28 protein-coding genes and 1 tRNA gene are annotated in these 26,744 nt (G+C 63.7%); 17 read left to right on the top strand and 12 right to left on the bottom strand.

Going from position 1 to position 26,744, the window contains the following annotated elements; all coding sequences use genetic code 11:
• Positions 1–23: 23 nt before the first annotated feature.
• The 3 genes from Q1B16_RS13095 to Q1B16_RS13105 form a co-directional block, all read right to left on the bottom strand.
• Positions 24–725: a hypothetical protein gene (locus tag Q1B16_RS13095; RefSeq protein WP_299789901.1), complete on the bottom strand. Its 702-nt coding sequence runs from the start codon at positions 723–725 to the stop codon at positions 24–26.
• A gap of 5 nt (positions 726–730) precedes the next feature.
• Positions 731–2,071, bottom strand: coding sequence for a serine--tRNA ligase (gene serS, locus Q1B16_RS13100; RefSeq protein ID WP_299789279.1), 1,341 nt, complete (start codon positions 2,069–2,071; stop codon positions 731–733).
• A gap of 72 nt (positions 2,072–2,143) precedes the next feature.
• A complete protein-coding gene (locus Q1B16_RS13105; RefSeq protein ID WP_299789282.1) occupies positions 2,144–2,800 on the bottom strand; it encodes a trypsin-like serine protease in 657 nt (218 codons plus the stop codon).
• Positions 2,801–3,019: 219 nt separating this feature from the next.
• Here Q1B16_RS13105 and yajC point away from each other — a divergent pair, with 219 nt between their 5' ends.
• The 10 genes from yajC to Q1B16_RS13155 all read left to right on the top strand — a co-directional run bounded on the left by yajC (position 3,020) and on the right by Q1B16_RS13155 (position 9,969).
• Positions 3,020–3,307, top strand: coding sequence for a preprotein translocase subunit YajC (gene yajC / locus Q1B16_RS13110; protein ID WP_299789285.1), 288 nt, complete (start codon positions 3,020–3,022; stop codon positions 3,305–3,307).
• Positions 3,308–3,338: 31 nt separating this feature from the next.
• The gene (secD, locus tag Q1B16_RS13115) at positions 3,339–5,000 is read left to right on the top strand and encodes a protein translocase subunit SecD (RefSeq protein WP_299789288.1); all 1,662 of its coding nucleotides are present in this window, start codon (positions 3,339–3,341) and stop codon (positions 4,998–5,000) included.
• A 1-nt stretch (position 5,001) separates the two neighbouring features.
• On the top strand, positions 5,002–5,970 hold the full coding sequence (secF, locus tag Q1B16_RS13120) for a protein translocase subunit SecF (RefSeq protein ID WP_299789291.1): 969 nt from the start codon (positions 5,002–5,004) through the stop codon (positions 5,968–5,970).
• Positions 5,963–6,721, top strand: coding sequence for a sulfite exporter TauE/SafE family protein (locus tag Q1B16_RS13125; RefSeq protein WP_299789294.1), 759 nt, complete (start codon positions 5,963–5,965; stop codon positions 6,719–6,721). The genes secF and Q1B16_RS13125 overlap by 8 nt, the downstream gene beginning before the upstream one ends.
• Before the next feature lie 15 nt (positions 6,722–6,736).
• Positions 6,737–7,093, top strand: coding sequence for an Mth938-like domain-containing protein (locus Q1B16_RS13130; protein WP_299789297.1), 357 nt, complete (start codon positions 6,737–6,739; stop codon positions 7,091–7,093).
• A 133-nt stretch (positions 7,094–7,226) separates the two neighbouring features.
• Complete coding sequence (gene ccmA, locus Q1B16_RS13135) at positions 7,227–7,841, top strand: heme ABC exporter ATP-binding protein CcmA (protein ID WP_299789300.1); 615 nt, start codon at positions 7,227–7,229, stop codon at positions 7,839–7,841.
• Positions 7,838–8,494 carry a heme exporter protein CcmB gene (gene ccmB / locus Q1B16_RS13140; protein ID WP_299789303.1) on the top strand — a complete coding sequence of 219 codons (657 nt, stop codon included), beginning with the start codon at positions 7,838–7,840 and terminating at the stop codon, positions 8,492–8,494. Before ccmA ends, ccmB begins: the two co-directional genes overlap by 4 nt.
• Before the next feature lie 58 nt (positions 8,495–8,552).
• A complete protein-coding gene (locus Q1B16_RS13145; protein ID WP_299789306.1) occupies positions 8,553–9,281 on the top strand; it encodes a heme ABC transporter permease in 729 nt (242 codons plus the stop codon).
• On the top strand, positions 9,278–9,430 hold the full coding sequence (ccmD, locus tag Q1B16_RS13150; protein WP_299789310.1) for a heme exporter protein CcmD: 153 nt from the start codon (positions 9,278–9,280) through the stop codon (positions 9,428–9,430). Before Q1B16_RS13145 ends, ccmD begins: the two co-directional genes overlap by 4 nt.
• The gene (locus Q1B16_RS13155) at positions 9,430–9,969 is read left to right on the top strand and encodes a DsbE family thiol:disulfide interchange protein (protein ID WP_299789313.1); all 540 of its coding nucleotides are present in this window, start codon (positions 9,430–9,432) and stop codon (positions 9,967–9,969) included. The genes ccmD and Q1B16_RS13155 overlap by 1 nt, the downstream gene beginning before the upstream one ends.
• 384 nt (positions 9,970–10,353) lie before the next feature.
• Here Q1B16_RS13155 and acnA read toward each other — a convergent pair whose 3' ends face one another.
• Positions 10,354–13,143, bottom strand: coding sequence for an aconitate hydratase AcnA (gene acnA, locus Q1B16_RS13160; RefSeq protein ID WP_299789316.1), 2,790 nt, complete (start codon positions 13,141–13,143; stop codon positions 10,354–10,356).
• Positions 13,144–13,359: 216 nt separating this feature from the next.
• On the opposite strand from acnA, the gene Q1B16_RS13165 reads away from it, so the two are divergent.
• Positions 13,360–14,058: a DUF1223 domain-containing protein gene (locus tag Q1B16_RS13165; protein WP_299789319.1), complete on the top strand. Its 699-nt coding sequence runs from the start codon at positions 13,360–13,362 to the stop codon at positions 14,056–14,058.
• On the opposite strand, the gene Q1B16_RS13170 is transcribed toward Q1B16_RS13165, so the two are convergent.
• Positions 14,022–14,948, bottom strand: a complete 927-nt coding sequence (locus Q1B16_RS13170; protein WP_299789322.1) for a lysophospholipid acyltransferase family protein — start codon at positions 14,946–14,948, stop codon at positions 14,022–14,024. The genes Q1B16_RS13165 and Q1B16_RS13170 overlap by 37 nt on opposite strands.
• A 155-nt stretch (positions 14,949–15,103) precedes the next feature.
• Between Q1B16_RS13170 and Q1B16_RS13175 the strand changes: the two genes are divergently transcribed.
• Together Q1B16_RS13175 and Q1B16_RS13180 are read left to right on the top strand one after the other, a co-directional pair.
• Positions 15,104–15,871 carry an SDR family NAD(P)-dependent oxidoreductase gene (locus Q1B16_RS13175; protein ID WP_299789325.1) on the top strand — a complete coding sequence of 256 codons (768 nt, stop codon included), beginning with the start codon at positions 15,104–15,106 and terminating at the stop codon, positions 15,869–15,871.
• 9 nt (positions 15,872–15,880) lie between these two features.
• Complete coding sequence (locus tag Q1B16_RS13180; RefSeq protein WP_299789328.1) at positions 15,881–16,600, top strand: CbiX/SirB N-terminal domain-containing protein; 720 nt, start codon at positions 15,881–15,883, stop codon at positions 16,598–16,600.
• Between the two features lie 30 nt (positions 16,601–16,630).
• On the opposite strand, the gene Q1B16_RS13185 is transcribed toward Q1B16_RS13180, so the two are convergent.
• Positions 16,631–16,707, bottom strand: a tRNA-Ile gene (locus tag Q1B16_RS13185).
• A gap of 114 nt (positions 16,708–16,821) precedes the next feature.
• Here Q1B16_RS13185 and purM point away from each other — a divergent pair.
• The 3 genes from purM to rnd all read left to right on the top strand — a co-directional run bounded on the left by purM (position 16,822) and on the right by rnd (position 19,709).
• A complete protein-coding gene (gene purM, locus Q1B16_RS13190) occupies positions 16,822–17,868 on the top strand; it encodes a phosphoribosylformylglycinamidine cyclo-ligase (protein ID WP_299789331.1) in 1,047 nt (348 codons plus the stop codon).
• The gene (gene purN / locus Q1B16_RS13195; protein ID WP_299789334.1) at positions 17,865–18,458 is read left to right on the top strand and encodes a phosphoribosylglycinamide formyltransferase; all 594 of its coding nucleotides are present in this window, start codon (positions 17,865–17,867) and stop codon (positions 18,456–18,458) included. Before purM ends, purN begins: the two co-directional genes overlap by 4 nt.
• 93 nt (positions 18,459–18,551) lie before the next feature.
• Positions 18,552–19,709, top strand: a complete 1,158-nt coding sequence (rnd, locus tag Q1B16_RS13200; protein WP_299789337.1) for a ribonuclease D — start codon at positions 18,552–18,554, stop codon at positions 19,707–19,709.
• On the opposite strand, the gene Q1B16_RS13205 is transcribed toward rnd, so the two are convergent.
• Positions 19,706–20,212: a hypothetical protein gene (locus Q1B16_RS13205; RefSeq protein ID WP_299789340.1), complete on the bottom strand. Its 507-nt coding sequence runs from the start codon at positions 20,210–20,212 to the stop codon at positions 19,706–19,708. The genes rnd and Q1B16_RS13205 overlap by 4 nt on opposite strands.
• 133 nt (positions 20,213–20,345) lie before the next feature.
• Here Q1B16_RS13205 and Q1B16_RS13210 point away from each other — a divergent pair, with 133 nt between their 5' ends.
• On the top strand, positions 20,346–20,759 hold the full coding sequence (locus tag Q1B16_RS13210) for a SufE family protein (protein WP_299789344.1): 414 nt from the start codon (positions 20,346–20,348) through the stop codon (positions 20,757–20,759).
• Between the two features lie 139 nt (positions 20,760–20,898).
• Here the strand turns inward: Q1B16_RS13210 and trpE are convergent, their stop codons facing one another.
• From trpE to Q1B16_RS13235, 5 genes are all read right to left on the bottom strand, one after another.
• A complete protein-coding gene (gene trpE, locus Q1B16_RS13215) occupies positions 20,899–22,413 on the bottom strand; it encodes an anthranilate synthase component I (RefSeq protein ID WP_299789347.1) in 1,515 nt (504 codons plus the stop codon).
• Between the two features lie 4 nt (positions 22,414–22,417).
• Entirely contained in the window at positions 22,418–24,262 is a 1,845-nt protein-coding gene (locus tag Q1B16_RS13220) for a peptidyl-prolyl cis-trans isomerase (RefSeq protein ID WP_299789350.1), read from the bottom strand.
• Positions 24,263–24,304: 42 nt separating this feature from the next.
• Complete coding sequence (locus tag Q1B16_RS13225; RefSeq protein ID WP_299789353.1) at positions 24,305–25,501, bottom strand: aminotransferase; 1,197 nt, start codon at positions 25,499–25,501, stop codon at positions 24,305–24,307.
• Positions 25,502–25,615: 114 nt separating this feature from the next.
• Positions 25,616–26,119: a xanthine phosphoribosyltransferase gene (gpt, locus tag Q1B16_RS13230; protein ID WP_299789356.1), complete on the bottom strand. Its 504-nt coding sequence runs from the start codon at positions 26,117–26,119 to the stop codon at positions 25,616–25,618.
• 19 nt (positions 26,120–26,138) lie between these two features.
• The gene (locus tag Q1B16_RS13235; RefSeq protein WP_299789359.1) at positions 26,139–26,741 is read right to left on the bottom strand and encodes a LysE family transporter; all 603 of its coding nucleotides are present in this window, start codon (positions 26,739–26,741) and stop codon (positions 26,139–26,141) included.
• Positions 26,742–26,744: the final 3 nt, after the last annotated feature.

A 26,744-nucleotide genomic window follows, 5' to 3' on the forward strand; every position in this document is an offset into this window, starting at 1 on the left:
TCGGGAAACCGAAGCCCTTTTGTTTATTCGGTATCGGTGCCGCGCAGCGCGAGAATTGCGACAATTCCGATCACGCACAGGCCGACGACGGCCACGTTCAACGGGCCTGTGTTGGCGACGATGACGCCGATCAGTGCCCAGATCACGGTGATCCCATATTCCGGCGCGCGGTGCAGCCGGTATTGCACCACCAGCGCGATCACCAGCCCGATGGACAGCGCCACGATGGCCGACCACGTGCCGCTCAGCACACCGTACCCGCCCAGAAGCAGGCCGATGGACACCGAGGACGCTGCGGTCAGCCAACCGGCATAGATCGCCACCGGCGCCTGCTGGAACCAGCGGTCGGTATCGCCGACGCGGAAGAGGCTCAGAAACGCGGTGCCCAGCATCGCCCAGATCAGGATCGTCGCGATCACCGGCGAGACATTCGCCACCGGCAACCATGTGGCCCCAATGGCCAGGCTGGCGACAAGCGGTGGGCGCATCGGTTCCCAATCGCGGTCGTCGCTGCGCTTGAGAAGGCCGAACGCGGCGCCGGCGATGAGCCAGAGATAGATCAACCCCCAGATCGAGAACGCATAGCCCGCAGGCTGCACCGGAGGATCGTCTTGCGGCACGGGAAACTGGTCGGGTTCGAACCCGTTGAACCCTTGGGTGAACCAGGGGGACGCCGCGAAAACGATCGCGGCCAGTAATACGAGTGCTGCCCAAGCCCTTGTCATCATGTTTAATCCCATTCTGGCTCGAGTTCCTCACTGGGTTTCTCAGCGTCTGTTGAAACCAGCGCTCCATCCGACGTGATGCGCGTCTTGCCGCCCAGCCAGGGGTGCAACGCGTCAGGCAGGGTGACGGATCCGTCCGCCTCTTGCCCGTTCTCCAGCACCGCGATCAGGCAACGGCCCACCGCAAGGCCCGAGCCGTTCAGCGTATGCACGAAATCCGGCTTGCCGCCGCCAGAGGGCTTGAACCGCGCGTTCATGCGGCGGGCCTGGAAGTCGCCGCAGACCGAGACCGAGCTGATCTCGCGATAGGTGTTCTGGCCCGGCAGCCAGACCTCGATGTCATGGGTGCGGCGCGCGCCGAAGCCCATGTCTCCGGTGCACAGAACAACCGTGCGGTAGGGCAGGCCCAACTTTTCGAGGATACCTTGCGCGCAGTCGGTCATACGGTCCAGCTCTGCGCGGCTGTGGTCCGGGTGGGTGATCGAGACCATCTCGACCTTTTCGAACTGGTGCTGACGCAACATGCCTGCCGTGTCGCGCCCGGCGCTGCCCGCCTCGGAGCGGAAGCACTGGGTATGCGCGACGTAGCGGCGGGGCAGGGTGTCTTCCTCCACGGTTTCGCCGTTGACGATATTGGTCAGCGGCACCTCGGCGGTGGGCACCAGCCACCAGCCATTGGTGGTCTGGTAGCTGTCCTCGCCGAATTTCGGCAATTGCCCGGTGCCGTACATCATGTCGTCCCGGACAAGCACCGGGGTCCATGTCTCTTGCAGACCGTTCTCGGTGATATGCGTGTCGAGCATGAATTGCGCCAAAGCCCGGTGAAGCCGCGCGACGGCACCCGACATCACGACGAAACGCGAGCCCGACAGCTTGGCCGCGGTTTCGAAATCCATTCCGGGCTGGACGCCGGAGATCTCGAAATGCTCCTTGGGCTGGAAGTCGAAATCGCGCGGCATGCCCCAGCGGTGGATTTCCACATTGTCGGCCTCATCGGCACCTTCCGGAACATCGTCGAAGGGCAGGTTCGGCAGGCCCATCAGCATGGTTTGCAGCGTGTCGTCCATCTCCTTGGCGCGCGCCTGCATCTCTGCCACGGCGGTCTTCTTGGCCGCGACCTCGTCCCGCAACTTCTGGAACGCGGCTTCGTCGCCCGATGCCTTGGCCTTGCCGATTTCCTTGGCGGCCTTGTTCTGGTCGGCCTGTGCCGTCTCGGCCTCCAGGATGGCGGCGCGGCGCGCTTCGTCGATCCGCAGGATTTCGGACGAGACCGGCTCCAACCCACGACGCGACAGGGCCGCGTCGAACGCAGCGGGATTCTCGCGGATGGCTCGGATGTCATGCATGGGTCTGGTCCTTCTGACTCGCAACAGTGATGCGCGGCCTTATGCACCGGAACGCGGGGGTTTGGTAGGGGGTCAGGGTGCGGGCAGGCGCGACACGGGAACCGCCAGCGCGCCGGTCTGCCCCATGGCGCTGATCACGGCGGTGACGACCCATCCGTCGCCGTCGCGCACCAGGACCGGGCCACCGGAATTGCCGGGCGTGACCGCACAGTCAAGTCGCAGCAGCGCAGAGAGGGTCTGGCCGTCGCAGGAAAAGGCCGCGCTGAGCATATGCGGGCGGCGGGTGGAGTAGGCGACAACGGCAAACGGTGGTGTCGCCGGGGCCTCGGCCAGCTGCATCGGTGCGACCGTGGCGGCACGCTCCAGAGTGAGCAGCGCGAGGTCGTAACGGACGTCCAGAGCGCCTTCGGCATAGGCCTTCGGGTGCACCCAGATCGACGCGCCTACAACGCTGTCGGCGGCACGACCACGCAGCCAACCGGCGACGAAGGTGAATTCCTCGGGCAGGGGGCCCAGCCCGTCTTCGCCCGACACGCAATGCGCGGCGGTGAGAACTAGGTCGGGCGCGATGAGCGTCCCGGTACACATCTCGCGCGTCCGGTAGCCTGCGGCATTCACGCGCCCCACGGCCTGCCACGCGGGGTGATCCTGGGCAGGAAGGACGGTGAGGTCCTGCGCGACAGCCGCTGGGGCGATCAAGGCAAGAAAGAGCAGTATCGAGCGCATCATGCGCAAACTAAGGCGGAAAACACGACGGCCTACAAGCGGAGGCGGAAAAATCGGTGACGATTTTTGCAAAAGCGGTCGACCGCTTTTCGCGCGTGGCAGACCCCGGGTCACAGGCAACCGAACCCGCCTTGCAAAGCCTGAGCCGGCAACATAGGTTCCGCCCAAATTTACGACCGGATCACGCGGGGGGGTGCCCCGCCATCTTCAAGGAGCACGCCCATGGAAGGCAACGCCATTGCCCAGTTTGTCCCGCTTATTCTGATCTTCGCGATCATGTATTTCCTGCTGATCCGTCCGCAGCAGAAAAAGATGAAAGAGCATCAGAAAATGGTCGAGGGCCTGCGCCGGGGCGATGTCGTCATCACCCAGGGCGGGCTGATCGGCAAGGTCGTGAAGGTCAAGGAAAACAACGAACTGGACGTCGAGATTGCGGATGGCGTCAAGGTGCGCGTGGTGCAGAACACCGTCGCTCAGGTCGTGTCCAAGACCGAACCCGCCAATACCTGATCTTTCCTAACCCGCATCGGACCGTTCGCTCATGCTTCAGATCGACCTCTGGAAGCGCCTCCTGATCTGGACCACCGTTGCGGTGGGTCTGGTGCTGGCGCTGCCCAACCTGTTCTACCCCCGTGTCGAGCAGCACAATGACGCGGTGGCCGCGATAGAGCTGTCGGGCGAAACACCCGAACTGGTGGCGCAGAGCGCGGGCTGGCCGGATTTCATGCCCTCGGGGCTGGTCAATCTGGGTCTCGACCTGCGGGGCGGTGCGCATCTGCTGGCCGAGGTTCAGGTTCAAGACGTTTATGCAGCGCGTCTGGAGGCGCTGTGGCCCGAGGTGCGGGATGTGTTGCGCCCAGAGCGTGACACGGTCGGCACGATCCGCTTGCAGCCCTCGGCCGAGGGTGAATTGCGGGTGCGGATTTCCCAGCCAGACGGCATGGCCCGTGCGCTGGAGCTGGTGCGCGGTCTGGCGCAGCCTGTCGTGTCGGTGACTGGCGCTTTGAGCAACGATCTTGAGGTCAATGCCGAAGGGTCGGATATCGTCGTCACGCTGTCAGAGGCGGAGCAGATCGCCACGGACGAGCGTACGATGCAACAGAGCCTCGAAATCATCCGGCGCCGTATTGATGAGGTCGGCACACGCGAGCCGACGATCCAGCGGCAGGGCAGCGACCGTATCCTGATCCAGGTGCCGGGCATCGGATCGGCAGCCGAGTTGAAAGAGATCATCGGCACCACCGCGCAACTGACCTTCCAGCCTGTGATCGGCCGGACCGATGATGCCAACACATCAGCCGGTGTCGGCAACGAAGTGCTGCCGTCGCTGGATGAAAGCGGTGTCTTCTACATTCTAGAACAGGCACCTGTCGTCACAGGCGAAGAGCTTGTCGACGCACAGCCTGCGTTTGACCAGAACGGCCGTCCTGCGGTCAATTTCCGGTTCAACCCTTCGGGCGCGCGCAAGTTCGGCGATTACACGGCAGCGAATATCGGCAACCCCTTCGCCATCGTCCTCGACAACGAGGTGATCAGCGCCCCCGTGATCCAGAGCCATATTCCCGGCGGATCGGGCATCATCACCGGTAATTTCACCGTCGAGGAAAGCACGCAGCTTGCGGTACTTCTGAGGGCCGGGGCCTTGCCTGCCGGTCTGGAATTCCTCGAAGAACGCACGATTGGTCCCGAACTGGGTCAGGACAGCATCGACGCGGGCAAGATCGCCACCATCGTGGCTTTCGCCGGCGTGCTGGTATTCATGGCGCTAAGCTACGGTTTGTTCGGCATTTTTGCGAATGTCGCGCTCATCATCAATATCGCGCTGATCTTCGGACTTCTGAGCCTCATCGGGGCGACGCTGACGCTTCCGGGGATTGCGGGGATCGTTCTGACCGTCGGCATGGCGGTGGACGCCAACGTGCTGATTTTCGAGCGGATCAGGGAAGAGCTTAAGACCGCGAAAGGTCCGGCACGTGCTATCGAGCTTGGCTATGAAAAGGCATTGTCGGCCATTCTGGACGCCAACATCACCACCTTCATCACCGCGGTGATCCTTTTCGTAATGGGCTCTGGTCCGGTGCGCGGCTTTGCGATCACGCTGGGTCTGGGTATCCTGACCTCGGTCTTCACCGCCATTTTTGTCACCCGGCTTCTGATCGTGATGTGGTTCGAACGCCGTCGCCCCAAGACGATAGAGGTCTGATATGCGTTTGCGACTGGTCAAAGAGAACACGAATTTCGACTTCTTCAGCCGGTGGAAACTCTGGTTCGGCATCTCGGCCTTCCTGATGGTGCTGTCTTTCGGATCGTTCCTGCTGCAAGGGCTGAACTACGGGATCGACTTTCAGGGCGGCACCACGATCCGCACCGAAAGCCCGCGTCCGGTGGATGTGGGCGTCTATCGTAACGCGATTTCCGCGTTGGACTTGGGCGACATCACGATTGCCGAAGTGTTCGACCCGAGTTTCGGCCCCGAACAGAACGTTGCAATGGTCCGCATCCAGGCGCAGGACGGCGAAGAGGCGGTGAGCACTGAAGTGATCGAGGCGGTCGAGGCCGCGCTTGTCGAGGTCAGGCCGGACATCCAGTTCGTATCGGTGGAATCGGTCGGCCCGAAAGTGTCCGGCGAATTGATCCAGACGGCGGCGATTGCTGTCATCTTGGCGATCGGAGCGGTTCTCATCTACATCTGGCTGCGGTTCGAGTGGCAGTTCGCGCTCGGCGCGGTGATCGCGCTGGTGCATGACGTGATCCTGACCATCGGGATATTCTCCGAGCTTCAGATCAAGTTCGACCTGGCGATCATCGCGGCCTTGCTGACCATCGTGGGCTATTCGCTGAACGACACGGTCGTTGTGTTCGACCGGGTGCGCGAGAACCTCATCAAGTACAAGAAAAAGGACCTCAAGGAGGTTCTGAATATCTCGATCAACGAGACCCTGAGCCGGACCTTCATGACCTCGGCCACCACGCTGCTTGCGCTGATCGCGCTCTTCGTGCTGGGCGGCGATGTGATCCGGGGCTTCGTCTTCGCGATGATCTGGGGTGTGATCGTCGGCACCTATTCGTCGATTTTCGTGGCGTCGGCCATCCTGCTCTGGCTGGGTGTCAAGCGCGACTGGACAAAGCCGACCGACACAACCGGCAACCAGTTCGCCAACGTGGATGCTTGAAGCGCTCCTAGCCGCCCTGGCGACGCCGGGGCTTGGCTGGATCGTGGCGATCACCGTGGTCGCTGGTATCGTCTACGGGTTCGCGGGCTTTGGCGCTGCACTGATCTACATGCCGGTGTCGGTGATCTTTCTGGCGCCCGTCATGGCCATCGCTTCGTTTTCGGTGTCGGCCCTGTCATCGCTCGTGACGGTGTTTCCCAAGGCTTTGCCGCTGGTGAACCGCAAGGCGGTCACGGTTCTGATCCTGTCGGCGACGGTTGCGGCGTCCTTTGGCATCTGGGTCTTGCGCGTGGCGGATGTGACAGCGATCCGCTGGGTCGTTGTGATCGTCTGTGCCGTGACGCTGATTGCCCTGATCGCCGGGTGGCGCACCAAGGTCGAGCCGACGCTGGGCATGCGCATCGCCATCGGCGGGGCGGCCGGCTTCATCGGTGGGCTGAGCGGATTGACCGGGCCGATCATGGTGCTCTTCCAACTGGCCGGCCGCGACAGCATCGCCACCACGCGCGCGACGACGGTGGTGTTTCTGACCGCCACCAGCCTGCTCATGTTGCCGTTGATGGCCGCGCAGGGCGTGCTGACCGGGCAGGCGGTGGCCTTGGGGGCGATCCTGCTGATCCCGTACGGGGCTGGTGCCCTGATCGGCCAGGCGCTTTTCCGACCCGAGAGGGAACGGTTTTATCGTGCTGTGGCTTATGTCATTATCGGTGGAGCAACGCTGGCAGGCGTGCCGCTCTGGGATACGCCGTAACAGGAAGAGGCAGACATGCGTTTGAACGAAGTGGTCTATAACGATGCAGAACCGGTCGAGGGCTATGGTCCGGGCTTCTTTCGCATCGGCGGCAAGAAACATGCAGCCCCGTTGGTCACCGGCTACAGCGGCACATCGCCATGGGGCGGCTACGACGACGCAGACACGCTGCTGGCGCTCGCGGGCGAGGTGGATGTGCTCTTCGTCGGCACGGGCGATGACATCGCGCATATCCCGGCGCAGCTCCGGTCTACACTCGAAGACAAGGGGATCGGGGTCGAGGTCATGAGTTCACCCGCCGCCTGCCGCACCTACAACGTGCTTTTGTCCGAAGGCCGCCGCGTGGCGCTGGCCCTGTTGCCTGTCAAATAGCGCGATCGGCGATGCGTTGACGCATCGCGGCTTTCCGTCAACGGAAAGCCAGCAACAACGCAAGACCCGCGATAATCCGGCAAGCGACATTTTCGCGCTTTTTCCCGCCGTGCCCTTGGTCTAAGCCGAACCCATGGTTTTGTCTGTTCGCGATCTTGCCGTCACCCGGGGTGGCCTTGCGATCCTCGAAGGCGTGTCGTTCGATCTGGCAGCGGGCGAGGCGCTGGTATTGCGCGGCCCCAACGGTGTGGGCAAGACAACGCTCCTGCGCAGCGTCGCGGGGTTGCAACCGCCCGAGATGGGCACCGTGACCGGCGCCGAGGACCAGATCGCCTATGCCGGGCATTCCGATGGCCTCAAAGCGATGCTCAGCGTGACCGAGAACCTGCGTTTCTGGGCGTCAGTCTTTGGCCTTTCGGACATCGAACCGGCGCTTGTTGCCTTTGACCTGACCGACTTGCGCGACCGCATGGCGGGAACCTTGTCCGCCGGGCAGAAACGTCGGTTGGGACTGGCGCGGTTGATGGTGACGGGGCGGCCGATCTGGGTTCTGGACGAGCCGACCGTGTCGCTTGACGTGGCGTCGGTCGCGCTGTTCGCCGAGGCAGTCCGTACGCATCTGCGCGGAGGCGGCAGTGCTTTGATGGCGACCCATATCGACCTCGGGCTGACCGAAGCAACCGTGGTGGACCTTACCCCGTTCAAGGCTGCCCCGCGCACGCGCTCGATGGACGAGGCGTTCCTGTGAGGGCTTTGCTGCTGCGAGATCTGAGGCTTGCGATCCGGGCGGGTGGCGGCTTTGGACTGGGCCTCGCGTTCTTTCTGATCGTGACGGTTCTGGTGCCCTTCGGCGTGGGTCCGCAAACCGAGCTCTTGTCACGCATCGCGCCCGGCATCCTGTGGATCGGCGCGCTTCTTGCATGCCTGCTGTCGCTGGACCGGATCCTTGCGCTTGACTGGGAGGACGGATCGCTCGACCTCCTGGCCACCGCACCGCTGCCGATGGAAGGCATCGTCACGGTCAAGGCCTTCGCCCACTGGATCACCACCGGCCTGCCGCTGGTGCTGGCCGCGCCGGTTCTGGGCGTGCTGCTCAGCCTGCCGATCCCGGCCTATCAATGGGTGGTGATCAGCCTTGCCGTGGGAACCCCGGCGCTCAGCGTGATCGGCACCTTCGGCGCGGCGCTCACCGTGGGGATCAAGCGCGGCGGGTTGCTCATGTCGCTGCTGGTGCTTCCGCTCTATGTGCCGACACTGATCTTCGGGGCCGAGGTCGCCCGGCGCGGGGCAGAGGGGCTGACGGTGCAGACGCCACTCCTCCTGCTGGCGGGGATCAGTTTCGGCGTGATCGCGCTTTTGCCCTTCGCCAGCGCCGCTGTATTGCGGATCAATCTGCGGTAACGCGTCTCATGCGGTTTTTTGAATTGAAGACACAAGAAAAACGGCCTACCTGACTGTCATGTCATTGTGGGAATACGCAAATCCTGTGAAGTTCATCCGCACCACCGACAAGGTGTTGCCGTGGATATGGACGTTGACGGTTCTGTGCCTCGTCACCGGGCTGATCTGGGGGTTTTTCTTTACACCCAATGACTTCCGTCAGGGATCGACGGTCAAGATCATCTACATCCACGTGCCCTCTGCGTTGATGGCAATCAACGCTTGGCTGATGATGCTGGTGGCCTCGCTCATCTGGATCGTGCGACGGCACCACGTCTCGGCACTGGCTGCGCGGGCCGCGGCCCCGGTCGGTGCCGTGATGACCATGATCGCGCTGGCGACAGGTGCGTTCTGGGGCCAGCCGATGTGGGGGACATGGTGGGCCTGGGATCCGCGCCTGACCTCGTTCCTGATCCTGTTCCTCTTCTACCTTGGCTATATGGCCCTGTGGGAGGCGATCGAGAACGACGACACGGCGGCGGACCTGACCTCCATCCTGTGCCTTGTCGGATCGGTCTTTGCGGTTCTGAGCCGTTACGCCGTGAACTTCTGGAACCAGGGGTTGCACCAGGGCGCGACGCTCAGCCTCGACAAGGAAGAGAACATCTCCGACGTGTTCTGGTTCCCGCTTCTGGTCTGTATCGCGGGCTTTGTCCTGCTGTTCATCGCGCTGGTGTTCCTGCGCACCCAGACCGAGATCCGTGCGCGCCGCACGCGGGCGCTTCTGGCGCGTGAGGGGCAGGCGTGATGCCCGATCTCGGCAAATACGCGTTCGAGGTGCTGAGCTCCTACGGCGTGACCATCCTGCTTTTGGCCGTGATCGTGCTGGTCAGCGTCCAGCGGGCGCGTAAGGTGCGTGCTGCGCTCGACGAGATCGAAAACCGGCGGAGACACTGATGGCGAAAATATCCCCGCTGATGGTTTTGCCCCCGGTCATTTTCGGCGCCTTCGCCGTGCTGGCCTATGTCGGCATGTTCCGTGAGGATCCGCAGGGATTGCCGTCGACACGGATTGGCCAACCCGCGCCGCCGATCACCGAAGCGGCGCTTACCGGATACGACGCCTTCTCGCCCGACATGCTCACCAGCGGCGAGGTCACGCTGGTGAACTTCTGGGCCAGCTGGTGCCCGCCTTGCCGGGTGGAACATCCAAAACTCCTGGAGATGCAGGCCGAGGGCATGCAGATCATCGGCGTGAACATCCGCGATCAGGAAGCGAACGCGAGCCAATACCTTGAAGAAGACGGCAATCCGTTCGCCGCGGTGCCGTTCGATCCAGCCGGGCGCACGTCCATCGATTGGGGCGTCACTGCCCCGCCAGAGACATTTATCGTGGATGGAGACGGAACGGTTCTGTTCCGCTTTGCCGGTCCGCTTGTCGGGTCCGACTATGAGCAGCGGTTCGTACCCGCACTTGAAAAGGCGATGGCCGACTGATCCCTTAAGGTATCAGGATCGGAGCCGCATCCGGGATCCCGGCGAACACACTGGCCCCTGCGATCAGAAGCAAGGCTGCGGTCTGAAGGATGGTCAGAAGTTTCATGTGATCCGCTCGTGGTTTTGGGGCCGTTTCAAGCTGTATCTGGGATCTTACCGCCGGATGTGTAGGGGCCACGCTGTCACATGCGACAACTTGCACCAAAAATGAATTGGTTTTTCATTTTTCGGGCAACTTGTTGCCAGTACCGCCTAGTTTCCCCGCAGTTTGAAGATTGTCACACGCGAATTCCGAGACAGCCGCGCACCGGAGCACACAAAAAAAGGCGGGTCGAAGCCCGCCTTTTTCATTTTTCTTAAGTCGTTTACAGAACTGACCCTGGATTACTCCGCCGCGATCGCGTCGCGTCCGGCGAGGTCGCGCAGCACATAGTGCAGAACGCCGCCGTTCTCGATGTATTCGATCTCGATCCCGGTATCGATCCGGCACTTGAGCGTGATCTCTTTCTCGGTGCCGTCCGCGTAGGTGATGGTGCAGGGCACCTCGGCCAGCGGGGTGATGCTGTCGAGGCCGTGGATCGACACGGTTTCGTCGCCTGTCAGGTTCAGCGACTTGCGGGTATCGCCGCCGGTGAATTCGAACGGGATCACCCCCATGCCAACGAGGTTGGAGCGGTGGATACGTTCGAAATTTTCGGCGATCACAGCCTTCACGCCCAAAAGCGCTGTGCCTTTGGCCGCCCAGTCACGGGACGAACCGGCACCGTACTGTTCACCGCCGAAGACCACGAGCGGTGTGCCCTGTTCCTGATAGGCCATCGCCGCGTCGAAGATCGACATCTGTTCGCCGTTCGGGCCTTTGGTGTAGCCGCCTTCGACATCGTCCAGCATCTCGTTCCTGATGCGGATGTTGGCGAACGTGCCGCGCATCATCACTTCGTGGTTGCCACGACGCGACCCGTAGGAATTGAATTCGCGCACGGGCACCTGACGTTCGATCAGGTACTGACCCGCAGGTGTGCTTTCTTTGAAAGACCCGGCCGGGCTGATGTGGTCGGTGGTGATCATGTCGCCCAGCAGGGCCAGGACCTTGGCACCCTCGATGTTCTCGATCTTCTTGGTGTCCATCGTGATGCCCTGGAAATAGGGCGGGTTCTGGACGTAGGTCGAGGTCGGCGGCCAGTCGTAGGTCTTGGCATCGGTGGTTTCCACACCCTGCCATTTCTCGTCGCCCTTGAAGACGTCGGCATATTTCGACTGGAACGCGTCGCGGGTAACGGTTTGCTCCACCAGCTCTGCGATCTCGGCTTGGCTGGGCCAGATGTCCTTGAGGTAGACATCGTTGCCGTCCTGGTCTTGGCCAAGCGGTTCCTTGGCGATGTCGACATTCATGTCACCGACCAGCGCATAAGCCACCACGAGGGGCGGGGAGGCGAGGTAGTTGGCACGCACGTCAGGGCTGATCCGGCCTTCGAAGTTCCGGTTGCCCGACAGGACCGAGGTCGCGATCAGGTCATTGTCATTGATGCACTTGCTGATTTCGTCGGCCAGCGGGCCGGAGTTGCCGATACAGGTGGTGCAGCCATAACCGACAAGGTTGAAGCCGATGGCATCGAGGTCTTCCTGAAGGTTCGCGGCTTCGAGATAGGCTGACACGACCTGCGATCCGGGGGCCAGCGATGTCTTGACCCACGGCTTGCGGGTCAGGCCCTTTTCGCGCGCCTTGCGGGCCACGAGGCCTGCGCCGATCATCACGTAAGGGTTCGACGTATTGGTGCAGGATGTGATCGACGCGATCACGACCGAGCCGTCATGCAGCTGGTAGTGGCCGTCCTCGGTCTGGACATAGCCACGCTTGTGGTGGCCTTCGTCGCCCGGAATGTCTGTCGGTTCCGGTGCGCCGCCTTCGCCTTCCCAGCGGATTTCCTCGGTCGGTCCGGCATCCTTGCCTTCACGGATACCCTTCACGTACTCGCCGAACGCCTTGGCGGCCTTGTCGAGCGAGATGTAATCCTGCGGACGTTTGGGGCCCGAGATCGCCGGAACGATTGTGCCCATGTCGAGGGTCAGCGTGTCGGTATAGACCGGCGCATAATCCGCATCGCGCCACATGCCGTTTTCCTTGGCATAGGCTTCGACCAGTTCGATCCGCTCCATGTCGCGGCCGGTGGTCTTGAGATAGCGCAGGGTTTCGTCGTCGATCGGGAAGAAGCCACAGGTCGCGCCGTATTCGGGCGCCATGTTGGCGATGGTCGCGCGGTCCGCCAACGGCAGGTTATCAAGGCCGGTGCCGTAGAATTCGACGAATTTGCCGACCACGCCTTTCTCGCGCAGCATTTCCACGACCTTGAGCACGAGGTCGGTGCCCGTGGTGCCTTCCATCATCTCTCCGGTCAGTTCGAACCCGACGACTTCGGGGATGAGCATGGAGATCGGCTGACCCAGCATCGCGGCCTCGGCCTCGATCCCGCCGACACCCCAGCCGAGAACGGCCGCGCCGTTGACCATGGTTGTGTGGCTGTCGGTGCCCACGAGCGTGTCCGGGTAGGCCACGGTGTCGCCGTTCTGGTCTTCATCGGTCCAGACGGTCTGGGCAAGGTATTCCAGGTTCACCTGGTGGCAGATGCCGGTGCCCGGCGGTACGACGCGGAAGTTGTTGAACGCGGACTGGCCCCACTTGAGGAAGGTGTAGCGCTCCATGTTGCGTTCGTATTCGCGGTCCACGTTCATCTGGAACGCGCGCGGGTTGCCGAATTCGTCGATCATCACCGAGTGGTCGATCACCAGATCGACCGGGTTCAGCGGGTTGATCTTTTCCGGATCACCCCCCAGCGCCACGATCCCGTCGCGCATCGCGGCAAGGTCAACCACGGCAGGCACGCCGGTGAAGTCCTGCATCAAGACGCGGGCCGGGCGATAGGCCAGCTCGACCTCGCCTTTGCCGCCGTTCTTGGCCCAGTCCGAAAACGCCTTGATGTCGTCGACCGTGACGGTCTTGCCGTCTTCGAAGCGCAGCATGTTTTCGAGCACGACCTTGAGACAGGCGGGCAGTTTGGAGAAGGTCCCCAACCCCGCCGCCTCGGCCGCGGGAATCGAGTAATACGCGATGGACTGGCCATTGACCGTAAGGGTCTTACGGGTCTTGGCTGTGTCCTGACCAACTGTGATGGGCATGACAGGGCTCCTTGAAGCAATAAAGCGTGGAATTCTGCCCGCTCTTTGCCTGATGCCACGGAGTCGATCAAGGGGGGTGCGACGATTTTGGTATACTATTGTGCACAATAAATCGGCAGCCGCCGGATGACGCTCTCTCGCAAAACCTTGATTGGTTATTTCAGTTCCGTGTCGCTAAGTGTCTCGGGATCGAACACTGCACGGGATACCCTTGGAATGAGCAGGCTTTTGGCTTTGGTAACGGCACTCGTCTTAGGGGGTCACGCATCGACCGTTCGGGCCGATGAGACGCCGGTTGTGGTCGAGCTCTTCACGTCCCAAGGCTGTTCTTCCTGTCCCGAGGCCGACGAGATGCTGGCCCGACTCGGAGAGCGTGACAACGTCATCGCTCTGGCTCTGCATGTCGATTACTGGGACTATATCGGCTGGAAAGACAAATTCGCCCACGCGGCCTTCACGAAACGCCAAAAGGGCTATGCGAGGTCCTTCGGCAATCGGGCGATCTATACCCCGCAAATGGTGGTCAATGGCGTGAAAGAGGTGGTGGGCAATCGTCCGATGGACGTCATCGACCTTGTTCAGGCCCATGCGGACAAAGGTTTGCCGGTGTCGCTGACCCTGCGCCGTGACGGCAGCAGCCTCGTGATCTCCGCCCCGGAATCGTCCGGTCTGCGCGAGGCGGATATCATTCTCATCCGCTACACGCCGTCCGAAACAGTGAACATCCCCAGTGGTGAAAATGCGGGCAAGAAGCTGACCTACAGCCATATCGTGACGGAATGGTCGGATATCGGGGATTGGAACGGCCAGGCGCCCCTGTCGGAATCGGTCCCGATTTCCGGTGCGGCACCGGTCGTCGTTCTGGTTCAGGAAAAGGGCTACGGCCCGATTTTCGCCGCCGCACGCTTGCGCTGACGCCGCGGTTTCCACCGACGGTGTATCCAGAACCACTGGTCGGGATGGGCGCGAATGCGCGCCTCCAGCCTTCGGGTCACGTCGCGCATCATGTCGACGGGATCGCCATGTGGAACGGGCGCCTCGAACACCACGTCGAAGCTGATCCCATCATCCTTGCGAATGCCGAAGAACGGCACCAGCAGCGCCCCGGTCCTGAGCGCGATATCCGCCGCCGAGGTCAGGGTGGGGGCCGGTTGGCCCATGAAGTCGATGGGCACGCCCGCGCTGTCATAGACGTCGAACAACAGCACGCCCATGCCGCCCTCGCGGATGTGCTTGATCAACCCCATCGTGCCGCGACGGCCCTGTTCGAACACCGGGTCCGACAGCGCATGCATGTTCGCCGCGTAGTGGGCGTTGAAGAACGGGTTGGACATGGGGCGGTAGAGCCCACCGATCCGATACCCGCGCGCCACCAGAGCCGCACGCGGCGCTTCGAAATTTCCGAAATGACCGGTCACGAACAGCACGGGCCGACCATCGGCCTTGGCCTGTTCCACGGCGGCCAGACCCTCGCCACGGATCGGCGCGTTTGCCATGCGCCGCATCAGGCCCTGCACATCGTAATTGTCGATCATCGTGCGGCCTGCATTGTCGGCCACCAGATCGGCAAGGCGACGCCGGTCGAGCACGTCCATCTCGGGCCAGACATGGGCAAGGTTGTCCATCGCGCGTTGCCGGTATCCTGCCAGCGGCGCGACCACATGACGGATCAGTCGCCCCATCACCCACAGTCGCGCGCGGATCGGCAGGCGCAACGCCAGCCAGATCGCGCCGCGCAGCACGCGGTCGGTCGCCCAGTCCTGCCATCCACCGGGAGTGTGTTTGCGCTTCTTCGACTTGGCCAAGGAAAACCTGCTTGTGGACTTGGCGGGGAAGCGCCTTCGAAGGCGCTTGATACGCGATTTCGAAATCGCGTGTCAAAGCCCGTTCTGACGCGCTCGCTTGTCAGGGTGATGTCAACCGTCCTAAGACACGTCAACAGACATGAGGGAGCGCGCAGATGAACATCACGGAAAACACGGTTGCACTGGTCTCGGGCGGCGCATCGGGCCTTGGTGCCGCGGCGGCGAGGGCTTTGGCCGAGGCCGGGGCAAGGATCGTCATCCTCGATCGCAACACGCGGGCCGGGACGGACGCCGCCAAGGCGCTTGGCGGTCAGTTCATCGAGACCGATGTCAGCGACCCGACCAGCGTCAGCGCGGCCTTGGCGGCGGTCAAGGACGCGTTCGGTGCGCTGCACATCGCGGTCAACTGCGCCGGGATCGCGCCCGCGGCCAAGACCGTCTCAAAGGGCGCGCCGCATGACCCGGTCACGTTCGTGAACACGATCAACGTCAACCTGATCGGCACGTTCAACGTCGCCTCGCAGGCCGCCGCACTTATGGCAGAGAATGACCCGATGGACGCGGACGGATCGCGCGGCGTGATCGTGAACACGGCGTCCGTGGCTGCGTTCGAGGGGCAGGTGGGGCAGGTGGCCTACGCCGCGTCCAAGGGCGGCGTGGTCGGTATGACGCTGCCGATGGCACGCGATTTGGCGCAACTGGGCATCCGCGTCTGCGCGATTGCGCCGGGGCTGTTCAAAACACCGATGCTCGAAGGTCTGCCGCAAGAGGTGCAAGACAGCCTTGGCGCGCAGGTGCCGTTCCCGTCGCGCCTGGGCGATCCATCGGAATATGCGCAGCTCGTGCGGCATATCGTGGAAAACGGGATGCTGAACGGGGAAGTGATCCGGCTTGACGGTGCCATCCGCATGGCCCCGCGCTAGGATTGCGGCATGTCCTTCGACGCGCTCATCGTCAGCCATGGCCAACCCTCGGACCCTGATGTGGGCGAGGCGGAAATCGCCGCATTGGCCGCGGCGGTGGCCGAGCACCTGCCCGACGGGCGGGTTGAAGGCGTCACGCTGGCGGCCGAGGGCCGGATCGAGGCGCTGTCCGCCGACCGCCCAGGCGCGTTGATCTATCCGATGTTCATGGCCGATGGCTGGTTCACGCAGGTGCAATTGCCGAAACGACTGGCTGAGGGCGTCGGGCCGCAATTGGTGAGCTTCGGTCTCGACTGCACTCTGCCGATGCTCGCCGCGCGCTGGTTGCGGTCGGTTTGTACGGATCGGACGCTCGATCCGTACGGGACCGATCTGGTCATCGCGGGTCACGGTTCGGGCAAGTCCCGCCGCGTGTCCGACGCCACCCGCGCCTTTGCGGACCGGGTCGCCGAAGATATCAAACCGAAATCGGTGCGCTGCGGATTTGTCGAGGAAGACCCGTCGCTGACAGACGCGCTGTCCGGTCTGGGGCCGAACGCCATCTGCCTGCCGTTCTTCGCCGCACGGCGGGGGCATGTGCTCGACGACCTGCCCGAGGCGGTCGCGGCATCCGGGTTCAAAGGCGTTGTCCTCGACCCCATAGGTTTGCATCCAGAGGTGCCGAAACTGATCGCGGATGCGCTGCGCTGGCGGGCGACGACCTCGGATGTGACCAGATGCGTGACGTGAGAGAGGCGTTTTTTACCAAGTGGTAAAATATGGTAGGCCCGGCAGGACTTGAACCCGCAACCAAAGCGTTATGAGCGCTCTGCTCTAACCAATTGAGCTACAGGCCCGCCATGTGTGTTTCAGTACCAGACCGCCGGGGCGCGTCAAGAGGTGCGGCACGCGGATGATGGACTCGTGTCGATGCCTGCGCTAAGGCAGCCGCGACCTTCGGAGGGTGCAGCATGACAGACGGCAAGAACGGCATCACCTACGCGGATGCGGGTGTGGATATCGACGCAGGAAACGCGCTGGTGGAGCGGATCAAACCTGCGGCCAAGCGCACGGCGCGGCCCGGTGTGATGTCGGGGCTGGGCGGCTTCGGCGCGCTTTTCGATCTCAAGGGGGCAGGCTTTACCGACCCGGTGCTGGTGGCCGCGACCGATGGAGTGGGCACGAAGCTGCGGATCGCGATCGACACGGGCCATGTGGATGGCGTGGGCATTGACCTTGTGGCGATGTGCGTCAACGACCTGGTCTGTCAGGGGGCGGAGCCGCTGTTTTTCCTGGATTATTTCGCCACAGGCAAGCTCGACACCGATACGGCAGCGCGGGTGATCGAAGGCATCGCCGAGGGCTGCGCGCGGTCCGGCTGTGCGCTGATCGGCGGCGAGACGGCTGAAATGCCGGGAATGTATCCGGCGGGCGATTTCGACCTTGCCGGCTTTGCCGTGGGCGCGATGGAGCGGGGCACGGACCTGCCCAAGGGCGTTGCGGAAGGCGACGTGCTCCTGGGGCTGGCGTCGGACGGGGTGCATTCCAACGGCTACAGCCTTGTGCGCAAGCTTGTGGAGGTGTCGGGCCTTGGCTGGGACGCCGATTGCCCCTGGACCGAAGGATCGCTGGGCGCGGCGCTTCTGACGCCAACACGGCTCTATGTGAAGCAAGCACTGGCGGCTGTGCAAGCAGGGGGAGTGCACGCGCTGGCGCATATCACCGGCGGCGGTCTGACCGAGAACCTGCCGCGTGTTCTGCCGGATGGCATGGGCGCACAGATTGACCTGTCGGCCTGGGACTTGCCGCCGGTCTTCAAGTGGCTTGCCGCGACCGGCGAGATGGCCGAGGTGGAACTGCTCAAGACCTTCAATTGCGGGATCGGCATGATCCTTGTCGTGGACCCCGACCGCGCCGACGCGCTGGCGACCGTGCTCGCGGACGCGGGTGAGGTCGTGTCGCGGATCGGCGCCGTCACCGGCGCGTCGGGTGTGGCCTATACAGGCACGCTGCTTTGACCAAACGGGTGGCGATCCTGATTTCGGGTGGTGGCTCCAACATGGTGTCGCTGGTCGAGGACATGACCTGCGATCACCCGGCGCGGCCCGTGCTGGTTCTGTCGAACCGGGCCGAGGCGGGCGGGCTTGAGAAGGCCAAGGCGCGGGGCATTCCAACGGCGGTGGTGGATCATCGACCCTTCGGGTCCAACCGTGCGGCGTTCGAAGACGCGTTGAACACGGTTCTTGATCAGGCACGTCCCGACATCATCTGCCTCGCGGGCTTCATGCGGGTACTGACCGAAGGCTTTGTGACGCGGTGGCAGGGCAAGATGCTCAATATCCACCCGTCGCTCCTGCCCAAATACAAGGGGCTGCACACGCATCAACGCGCCATCGACGCGGGCGACACGGAGGCGGGCTGTTCGGTCCACGAGGTCACGGCAGAGCTTGACGGCGGGCGGGTTCTGGGCCAAGCCCGCGTGCCGATCGAACCCGATGATACGTCCGATGATCTGGCCGCCAGGGTGCTGGTGCAGGAACACATCCTTTACCCGCTGGTGCTGCGCCGTTTCGCCGACGGCCAGCGCGACCGGATCGATCTGCCCTGACGGCAACCGCCCCCGCGCTAGGCAAGTGACGGGGTTTGGGCTATACACAGGGTGGGGTGACGCAGAGACAAGAAGAAACGAACGACCCGAATTATGCACATCATCACGACCACGACCGAGCTTGCCCAATTCTGTGACCGGGCGGCTCAGACCTCTTATGTGACAGTCGATACGGAGTTCCTGCGGGAACGGACCTATTATTCGAAGCTCTGTCTGATCCAGCTGGCCTTTCGCGGCGATGGCGAGACCGATGCGGTGCTGGTCGATCCGCTGGTCGATGGCCTGTCGCTGGACCCGCTTCTGGACCTGTTCCGCAACCCCGATGTGGTCAAGGTGTTCCACGCCGCGCGGCAGGATCTCGAGATATTCTACATCGACCACGGCGTGATCCCGGAGCCGCTGTTCGACAGCCAGGTGGCCGCTATGGTGGCGGGCTTTGGCGAACAGGTGGGGTACGAGACTTTGGTGCGCAAGATCGCCAAACAATCGCTCGACAAATCCTCGCGCTTTACCGACTGGTCGCGGCGGCCCCTGTCGGACAACCAGACCGCCTACGCGCTGGCCGATGTGACGCATCTGCGGGTGATCTACGAATTCCTGCGCAAGAAGCTGGCCGAGACCGGGCGCGACCGCTGGGTCGAGGAAGAGATCGCCACATTGCTGGCGCCCGAAACCTATGTCACGCGCCCCGAAGATGCGTGGATGCGTGTCAAGACGCGGTCGAACGCGCCGCGCTTTCTGGCACTGGTCAAGGAACTGGCGCGGTTCCGCGAAGCCTATGCGCAGGAGCGCAACGTGCCGCGCAGCCGGGTGTTCAAGGATGACGCCCTGGTCGAGCTTGCCTCGACAAAGCCCAAGGACATGACCGATCTGGGCCGGTCGCGGCTGCTCTTGCGCGAGGCGCGCAAGGGGGACATCGCCAACGGGATCCTCGAAGCGGTGCACAAGGCGCAAAGCTTGCCGAAAGAGCAATTGCCATCGGTCGATGCAAGCCGCCAGTCGCCGCAGGTGAACCCGGCGCTGGCCGATCTGCTGCGGGTGCTTCTGAAGGCCAAGACCGAGGCGTCCGGCGTCGCCTCCAAGCTGATCGCCACGTCGTCGGAACTCGATGCGCTGGCGTCTGGCGACCGGAATGTGCCCGCGCTGCATGGCTGGCGGCGCGAGGTGTTCGGGGATGACGCGCTGCGCCTTGTCGACGGGCGGGTCGCGCTGGCTGCCAACGGCAAACAGGTTCAGATCATAGAGATTTAACGGCGCACGGTCCGCGCATTGGTCGCGCCACGCACGGTGATCGACCGGATGCCCTGCAATTCCTGATCCGTGATCCAGCGAGCGACCGTGACCTGACGGGCAAGCGGCCCGGTGTTGCGCGGTCCGGCCTGTTGCAGCGCCTTGAGATCGAGCACAAGCGCGCTGGGATCGGTATTGGTGTCATCGGCGATCAGCCGCACGTCGAACGGGCCGACGCGGCTGGCCTGACCGGTGGCCCTGATGATGGCCCCGCCGGGCCGGCGTTCGACCAGAAGTTCGGTGATTTCGGCGATCGGACGACCGGCAAACGCTGCGGGTTCGTCATCGCGGAAGATCGAAACGCGGCGGGCCGGGATCAGCGGGTTCACCTCGGCTGTGGCCACATCCATCGCGGCGGGGTCGGGCTGGCTCGAGCCGAACCAGTTGAGCGGATTGAAGCGCGACTCGTTTATCGCGGCGCAGCCTGTCAGCGCGACGGTTGCAAGGATCAGAAGCTTGCGCATGGTCGGTCCCTTTGCCTTTGCCCTTTCGACGTAACCGATTGCGCCGCCGTTGAAAAGCGTCAAGCCCGGGGTGGACGTTTGCCGCGCGCCTGCCTAGGTGTTCAGGACGCAGATTGACTGACCGGAGAGCCCGATGGCGAGCGCCGCTTTTGAAGAAATCGTCGAGGATTTCGAATTTCTGGACGACTGGGAAGACCGTTACCGCATGGTGATCGAACTCGGCCGCGCGATGGAGCCGTTGCCCGAGGCGCTGAAAGTGCCTGCGACCAAGGTCGAGGGCTGCGCGAGCCAGGTCTGGTTGCATCCGCAGATCGAGGACGGCGTGGTGCAGTTCGAGGGCGAATCCGATGCGATGATCGTGAACGGCCTGATCGCGGTGTTGCGCAAGCTTTACAACGGGTTGCCGCCCTCGGAGGTGGCCGCCATCGACGCGCGGGCCGAGTTGGGGCGGTTGGGGTTGAACGACCACCTGTCGGCGCAGAGATCGAACGGGCTGCGCGCGATGATCGAGCGTTTGCAGGGGTTTGCGAAGAGTTCTTCAAGTTAGAATGACCGCCTGCGGCGGACTGGTTCGAGCTTTCCGACCCTGCGGGTCGCAAAGCCGTTTGGGGGCGCTGCCCCCGTCCGCCTGTGGCGGACTCCCCCGAGATATTTGAGGCCCAAAGAAACCGGGCGGCGCCTTTCGGTCAGGTGTTTCCGTTTCCGGTGAAGCGCGCGGCATCGGCGGCGGCGCGGCGGATGGCGTTCGATTTGTGGACGGTTTCCTGGTACTCGGCTTCGGGATCGCTGTCGTAGACAACGCCGCCACCGGCCTGGATGTACAGCTTCTTGTCCTTCACCAGCGCGGTGCGCAGCGCGATGCACATATCCATGTCGCCGCCCGCGCTGAAATAGCCGACACCGCCGCCGTAGACGCCACGCTTTTCGGGTTCCAGTTCGTCGATGATCTCCATTGCGCGGACCTTGGGGGCGCCGCTGACGGTTCCTGCGGGTAGCCCCGCCAGTAGGGCCGAGAGAGCGTCGTGGTCTGGGCTGAGTTCGCCCACGACGTTCGACACGATGTGCATGACGTGGCTGTAGCGTTCGATGATGAACTTCTCGGTGGGGCGTACGGTGCCGATCTTGGCCACCCGTCCCACATCATTGCGCCCGAGATCGAGCAGCATGAGATGTTCCGCGCATTCCTTGGGATCGGCCAGCAGGTCCGCTTCGAGCGCGTCGTCCTCAGTTGGGGTGGCACCGCGTGGGCGGGTGCCCGCGATGGGACGGATCGTGACCTCGTTGCCGAAGACGCGCACTAGGATTTCCGGGCTTGCGCCGATGACCTGGAAGCCTCCGAAGTTGAAGTAGAACATGAATGGCGACGGGTTAGTCCTTCGCAAGGAACGATAAAGTGCGAATGGAGGTAGCGGAAAGTCCTGCGTCCAACGCTGCGCCGGGACCACCTGGAAGATGTCGCCCGCGCGAATGTAGTCCTTGGCTTTTTCCACCGCCTGTTTGTAGCCCTCATGGGTGAAGTTCGACACCGGCGGGGCGACGTCGGCGGCGTCGCCCATTTCGCGTGCCTGTTGCGGCAGGGCACGTTCGAGGTCACGCACGGCGTCCATCACCCGCTCGGCCGCTTGCGCATAGGCGGCGCGTGCGGTGAGGCCATCATTGACCCACGCGGGCGAGACCACCGTGACCTCGCCCTTGACCCCGTCCAGCACCGCGACGACCGAGGGGCGCATCATCACGGCGTCGGGCAGGCCGAGAGGGTCAGGGTTCACATTCGGCAGATGTTCGACCAACCGGATCATGTCATAGCCGAGATAGCCGAAGAGCCCCGCCGCCGCCTGTGGCAGATCGGCGGGGAGGTCGATCTTCGACTCGGCAATGAGCGCGCGCAGGGTGGTCAGCGGATCGCCGTCCTGGGTCTCGAACGCGTCGGGGTCGTAGCGCGCGGCGCGATTGATGCGGCTTTGGGTGCCGTGGCATTGCCAGATCACATCCGGCTTCATCCCGATGATCGAGTAGCGGCCCCGCACCTCGCCGCCCGTGACGCTTTCCAGCACGAAGGCATCTTTCGCGGCACCGGTGAGTTTCAGCATCAGCGACACCGGCGTGTCGAGATCGGCGGCGAGCCTTGCGTAGACGATCTGGTTCTCACCGGCCTCGAAGGCGCGGGCGAAGCTGTCGTAATCGGGGGTCAGGGTGGCCATCGGTTTACTGGATCAGGGCGTGGACCGCGTTGATCGCGGGCTGGTTGATCTCGACCCCGGCGCGGCGCTGCACGTCTGTGGCGTAGGCGCGGAAGAGGTCTTCGGCGATGCTGTTGGACGCCTGATTGCGCAGCGCTTGTGCGAGCATTTCGATATCGCCATCGGAACGATCGACCGGGGTGATGCCGTCGAGACGGATCAGGATCACGTCGCCGGTGCCGGCAATCGCGCGGGTGTCACCTTCGCCCATGTCGAACACGGCGGTCAGCAGGTCGGGCGGCAGATCGGCGATCTGCGCGTTGCGGCCAAGGTCGGTTTCCGTTTGCCGGGTGAGACCGAGGTCTTCGAAGCTGCTGCCATCCGCCAGAGAAGCGGCGAGGTCTTCGGCCTGCACCATCAGTTGAGCTGTCTGTTCGCGGGTATCCCAGCCCTGGCGCACCTGATCGATCACGTCTTCGAGCGGCTGGGGAGCGGGCGGCTGGATGCGGTTCAGGCGCATGGCGAAAACGCCGCCATCGCCAAGCTGCATTACCTCGGGGAAGTCGCCTTCGTTGAGCGCGGCGGCGGCTTCGCGAAAGGCGTCGTAGGCGGCGATGTCGCCATCGGCCCCGGGGAACCAGTCGATCTGGCCGAGCCGGGCTTCGGTGGTGTCGGCGATTTCTTCCAGCGTGGCACCGGCGGCCAGCTCATCGTCGATGGACTGGGCCAGCGTTTCGATCACGCGGCGCGCGCGGTCGAGGGCCAGTTCGCTGCGCAGGGCAGGACGGGCTTCGTCGAAACTGGTGGTCTGGGCATCGAGCACGGCATTGACGCGGTAGAGCGCCGGTCCGAGGTTGGAGGGCAGGGGGCCGACCACGTCGCCGACCTCGGCGGAAAAGACGCCCTCTGCCGCGTCGCCCAGAGTGTCGCGGGTGACGTCGCCCATATCGACATCGGCGAGGGTGAGCCCGCGTTCGTCGACCAGGTCTTCGAAGGTGACATCTTCGCCAAGACGGTTCGCGGCCTCAGAGGCGGCCTCTTGCGTGCTGAAGACAAGGCGTTCGACAAGGCGACGTTCGGGCTGGTTGAACTCGTCAATGCGTTCGTCATAGGAGGCACGCAGCGCGTCTTCGTCCACCTCGACAGTGTCGACGATCATTTCCGGCGTGATCCACGCATAGGTGATGTCGCGCAGCTCCGGCAGGGTGTAGCGGTCGAGATTGTCGTCGTAATAGGCTTGCAGGTCGTCCTCGGACGGCTCCGGCAGGCCGGTTTGCAGGTTCGATCCGGTCAGGCGCGCCCAGGTGAAATCGCGGGTTTCGCCGGTGTAGGCCAGAAGCGTGTCGATATAGGTGTCCGGCAGGGTGTTGCCCGCGATCAGCGCGCTTTGCAGGATGGTGCGTGCGGTGTCGTCGCGCAATTGCTCTTCGAACTCGGCTTCCGAGAGGCCCTGGTTGCGCAGCGCAAAGCTGTAGGCCTCGCGATTGAAGCCGCCATCGGCACCCTGGAAGGACGGCACCTGCAAGAGCTGCTCGGCCACGATGGCGTCGCCGACGGAAAGGTCGATCCGGGCTGCCTCGTTATCGAGACCGCGTGCGGTGATGAGCTGCGCCAGGACCTGGCGGTCGAGGCCGATCATCTGCGCTTCGGACATCGGAATGGCGCGCCCGGCCTGGGCGGCGAAGGCGTTGATCTCGGTGCGCAGGTTGCGCAAATACGCCTCGGTCGAGACTTCCTTTTCACCGACGGTCGCGACACTGCGCGCGGTGCCGCTCAGGCTTGTTGCGCCGAACCCCGCGAGGCCGATGAAAAGAAGGCCCATCAGGATCCAGATGAAGGTCTTCGACAGCTTGCCTTTGCCCATGGCCATGCAGGTGTGCCCCTTGGTCGATTGTGATTTCGTGCGACGTGTCTACGCGGCAGAGACAGGGGTCGCAAGGGGCCAGTCGAGGCTTGCCAGACGGGTGAAGAGCGCCTCGATCCCGGCGCGATCCACATTGGCGAAGGCGATGCGGAACTGGCCTGCGCCCGAGGGATCGGTGGCGGGCGTGAACATGGTGCCGGGCAGGGCGAGAACGCCGATCTCCTGCACCAGCTTGGGGGCCAGGGTGGCGCTCGAGTCAGCGAATGGATGTTGGAGATAGGCGAAATAGGCGCCGCATCCCATAAGCCGCCAGCCCTTGGCTTCGATGAGCGGCATGTGGTCATGGATCGCCGCGCGCCGGTCGAGGATTTCGGCCCGTTCCCCGGCAAGCCAGTCGTGGAGGTTCTGAAGCCCCCAGAGGGCCGCGCGCTGGCCCAGTTGCGAGGGGCAGATGGCGACGGTGTCGAGGAACTTTTCCACCTCGGCGAGGAGGTTCGGATTGGCGATGATCGCGCCGACGCGGTGACCGGTTAACCGGTAGGCCTTGGAGAACGAGTAGAGCTGGATCAGCGTATCGTCCCAGGTGGGATCGGCCAGGAGCGGGTGCGGCGGGGTCGGGCGGCTGTCGAAATCGCGATAGGTCTCGTCGACGATCAGCTTGATGCCGGTGTCGCGGGCCAGTGCGAAAAAGGCGGAGAGGGTGTCGGCCGGGTATTCGACGCCGCCCGGATTGTTCGGTGTGACCAGCGCGATGGCGCGGGTCCTGGGCGTGATCAGCGCGCGCGCCGCTTCGGCATCGGGGATCAGATCGGGGCCGGTGGGCAGGGGCACCGCTGTGACGCCCGACATATCGAGCCACATCTTGTGATTGAAGTACCACGGGGTCGGCAGGATCACCTCGTCGCCTTCGGTGCAAAGTGCTGCGATCGTCGCGGCGAACGCCTGGTTGCAGCCGGAGGTGATGGCGATCTGATCGGGGGTGACAGTGCCGTGGTAATGGGCGGCCCATTGCGTGCTCAGTTCGGTGCGCAGGGCGGGCAGGCCGAGAACCGGGCCGTAGAGATGGGTTTCAGGCAGGTCGAGCGCGTCGGCCATTGCGGCGCGCAGGGGGGCGGGCGGTGGATCGACCGGCGCGGCCTGGCTCACGTTGATGAGCGGTTGGTTGTCGGGGAAAGTCACGCCCTCGAGCCAGCGGCGGGCCTCCATGACCGGGGGCGCGAAGGTGGTTTGGGTGCGTGAGGTCATACCGGTCTGATCCCATAGTGCGCCTGCGGCGCGCTTTGTTTCGTGATTTGGGGGCGCTGCCCCCGTCCGCCTGCGGCGGCGCCCCCGAGATATTTGGAGCCCAAAGAAACCCGGTCAGTCCTTGCCGCGATAGGGCTCAACATATTGCAGGGCCATGTCCCAGGGGAAGAAGATCCATGTATCCTGGCTCACTTCGGTGATGAAGGTGTTGACCTGCGGGCGGCCCATCGGTTTGGCGTAGACAGTGGCGATATGGGCGTTGGGCATGTGTTTGCGCACCACTTCAAGCGTGCGGCCGGTGTCGACCAGATCGTCCACAACCAGAATGCCGGTGCCGTCGCCGACCACGTCCATATCCGGCGACTTGATTACTTTGGGTTCGGACTGGGTCTGGTGGTTGTAGCTCTTGACGCTGATCGTATCGACCATGCGGATGTCCAGTTCGCGCGCGACGATCATCGCGGGGGCCATGCCGCCGCGGGTGATGGCCACCACGGCGCGCCAGCCGCCATCGTCGGGGCCTTCGCCTTGCAGGCGCCAGGCGAGGGCGCGGGCGTCGCGGTGGAGTTGGTCCCAGCTGACATGGAACCCTTTTTCGTGGGGCAGGCGATCGGTCATGTTTGGCTCCTTTCGGGAATCAGCGGCCGAACAGCAGGCGCAGGCCGAGTGCGCCGAGGATCACGGAGGCGGCGCGGTCGATGAGGGGTTTGAGGCGCAGGTATCCGGCACGGGCCGGTGCGCTGGACAAGCAGGCGGCGAAGAGTGTGTAGACCGCGACTTCGACGGCGAAGTGGTTGGCCACGATCAGGGCCTTCGATCCAACGCTCAGGTCCGGCGGAAAGATCACGATAAGCACCGCGCCGGCAAAGAGGACGGATTTCGGATTGGCGAGGTTGACCAACAGGCCGCCCAGAAACGCCCGTGCTCCGGGGTGCGCGCTATCGGAGACTGGCTTGCGGGCGTCGCGCCACAGCTGCACCGCTATCCAGATCAGGTAAAGCGCCCCCGCGGTCTTGAGCGCGAGATAGGCCCAGGGAACCAGCGCGAAAACCGCATTGAGCCCCAAAAGCGCCGCCCCCGTCCAGAGCGCGGCCATCAGGCCAAGCCCTGCGCCGGTGGTCACGCCCGTCCAGAATCCGCCCGCAACCGATTGGCGCAGCGCGTAGAGAAGCGCCGGGCCGGGGGCCGCCATCGCGGCCAGCAGAGTGAGGTTGAAGGCGAGAAGCTGGGCCGTGGTCACGGC

This window comes from uncultured Marivita sp. (assembly GCF_947488135.1).
Taxonomy (GTDB): Bacteria; Pseudomonadota; Alphaproteobacteria; order Rhodobacterales; family Rhodobacteraceae; genus Marivita.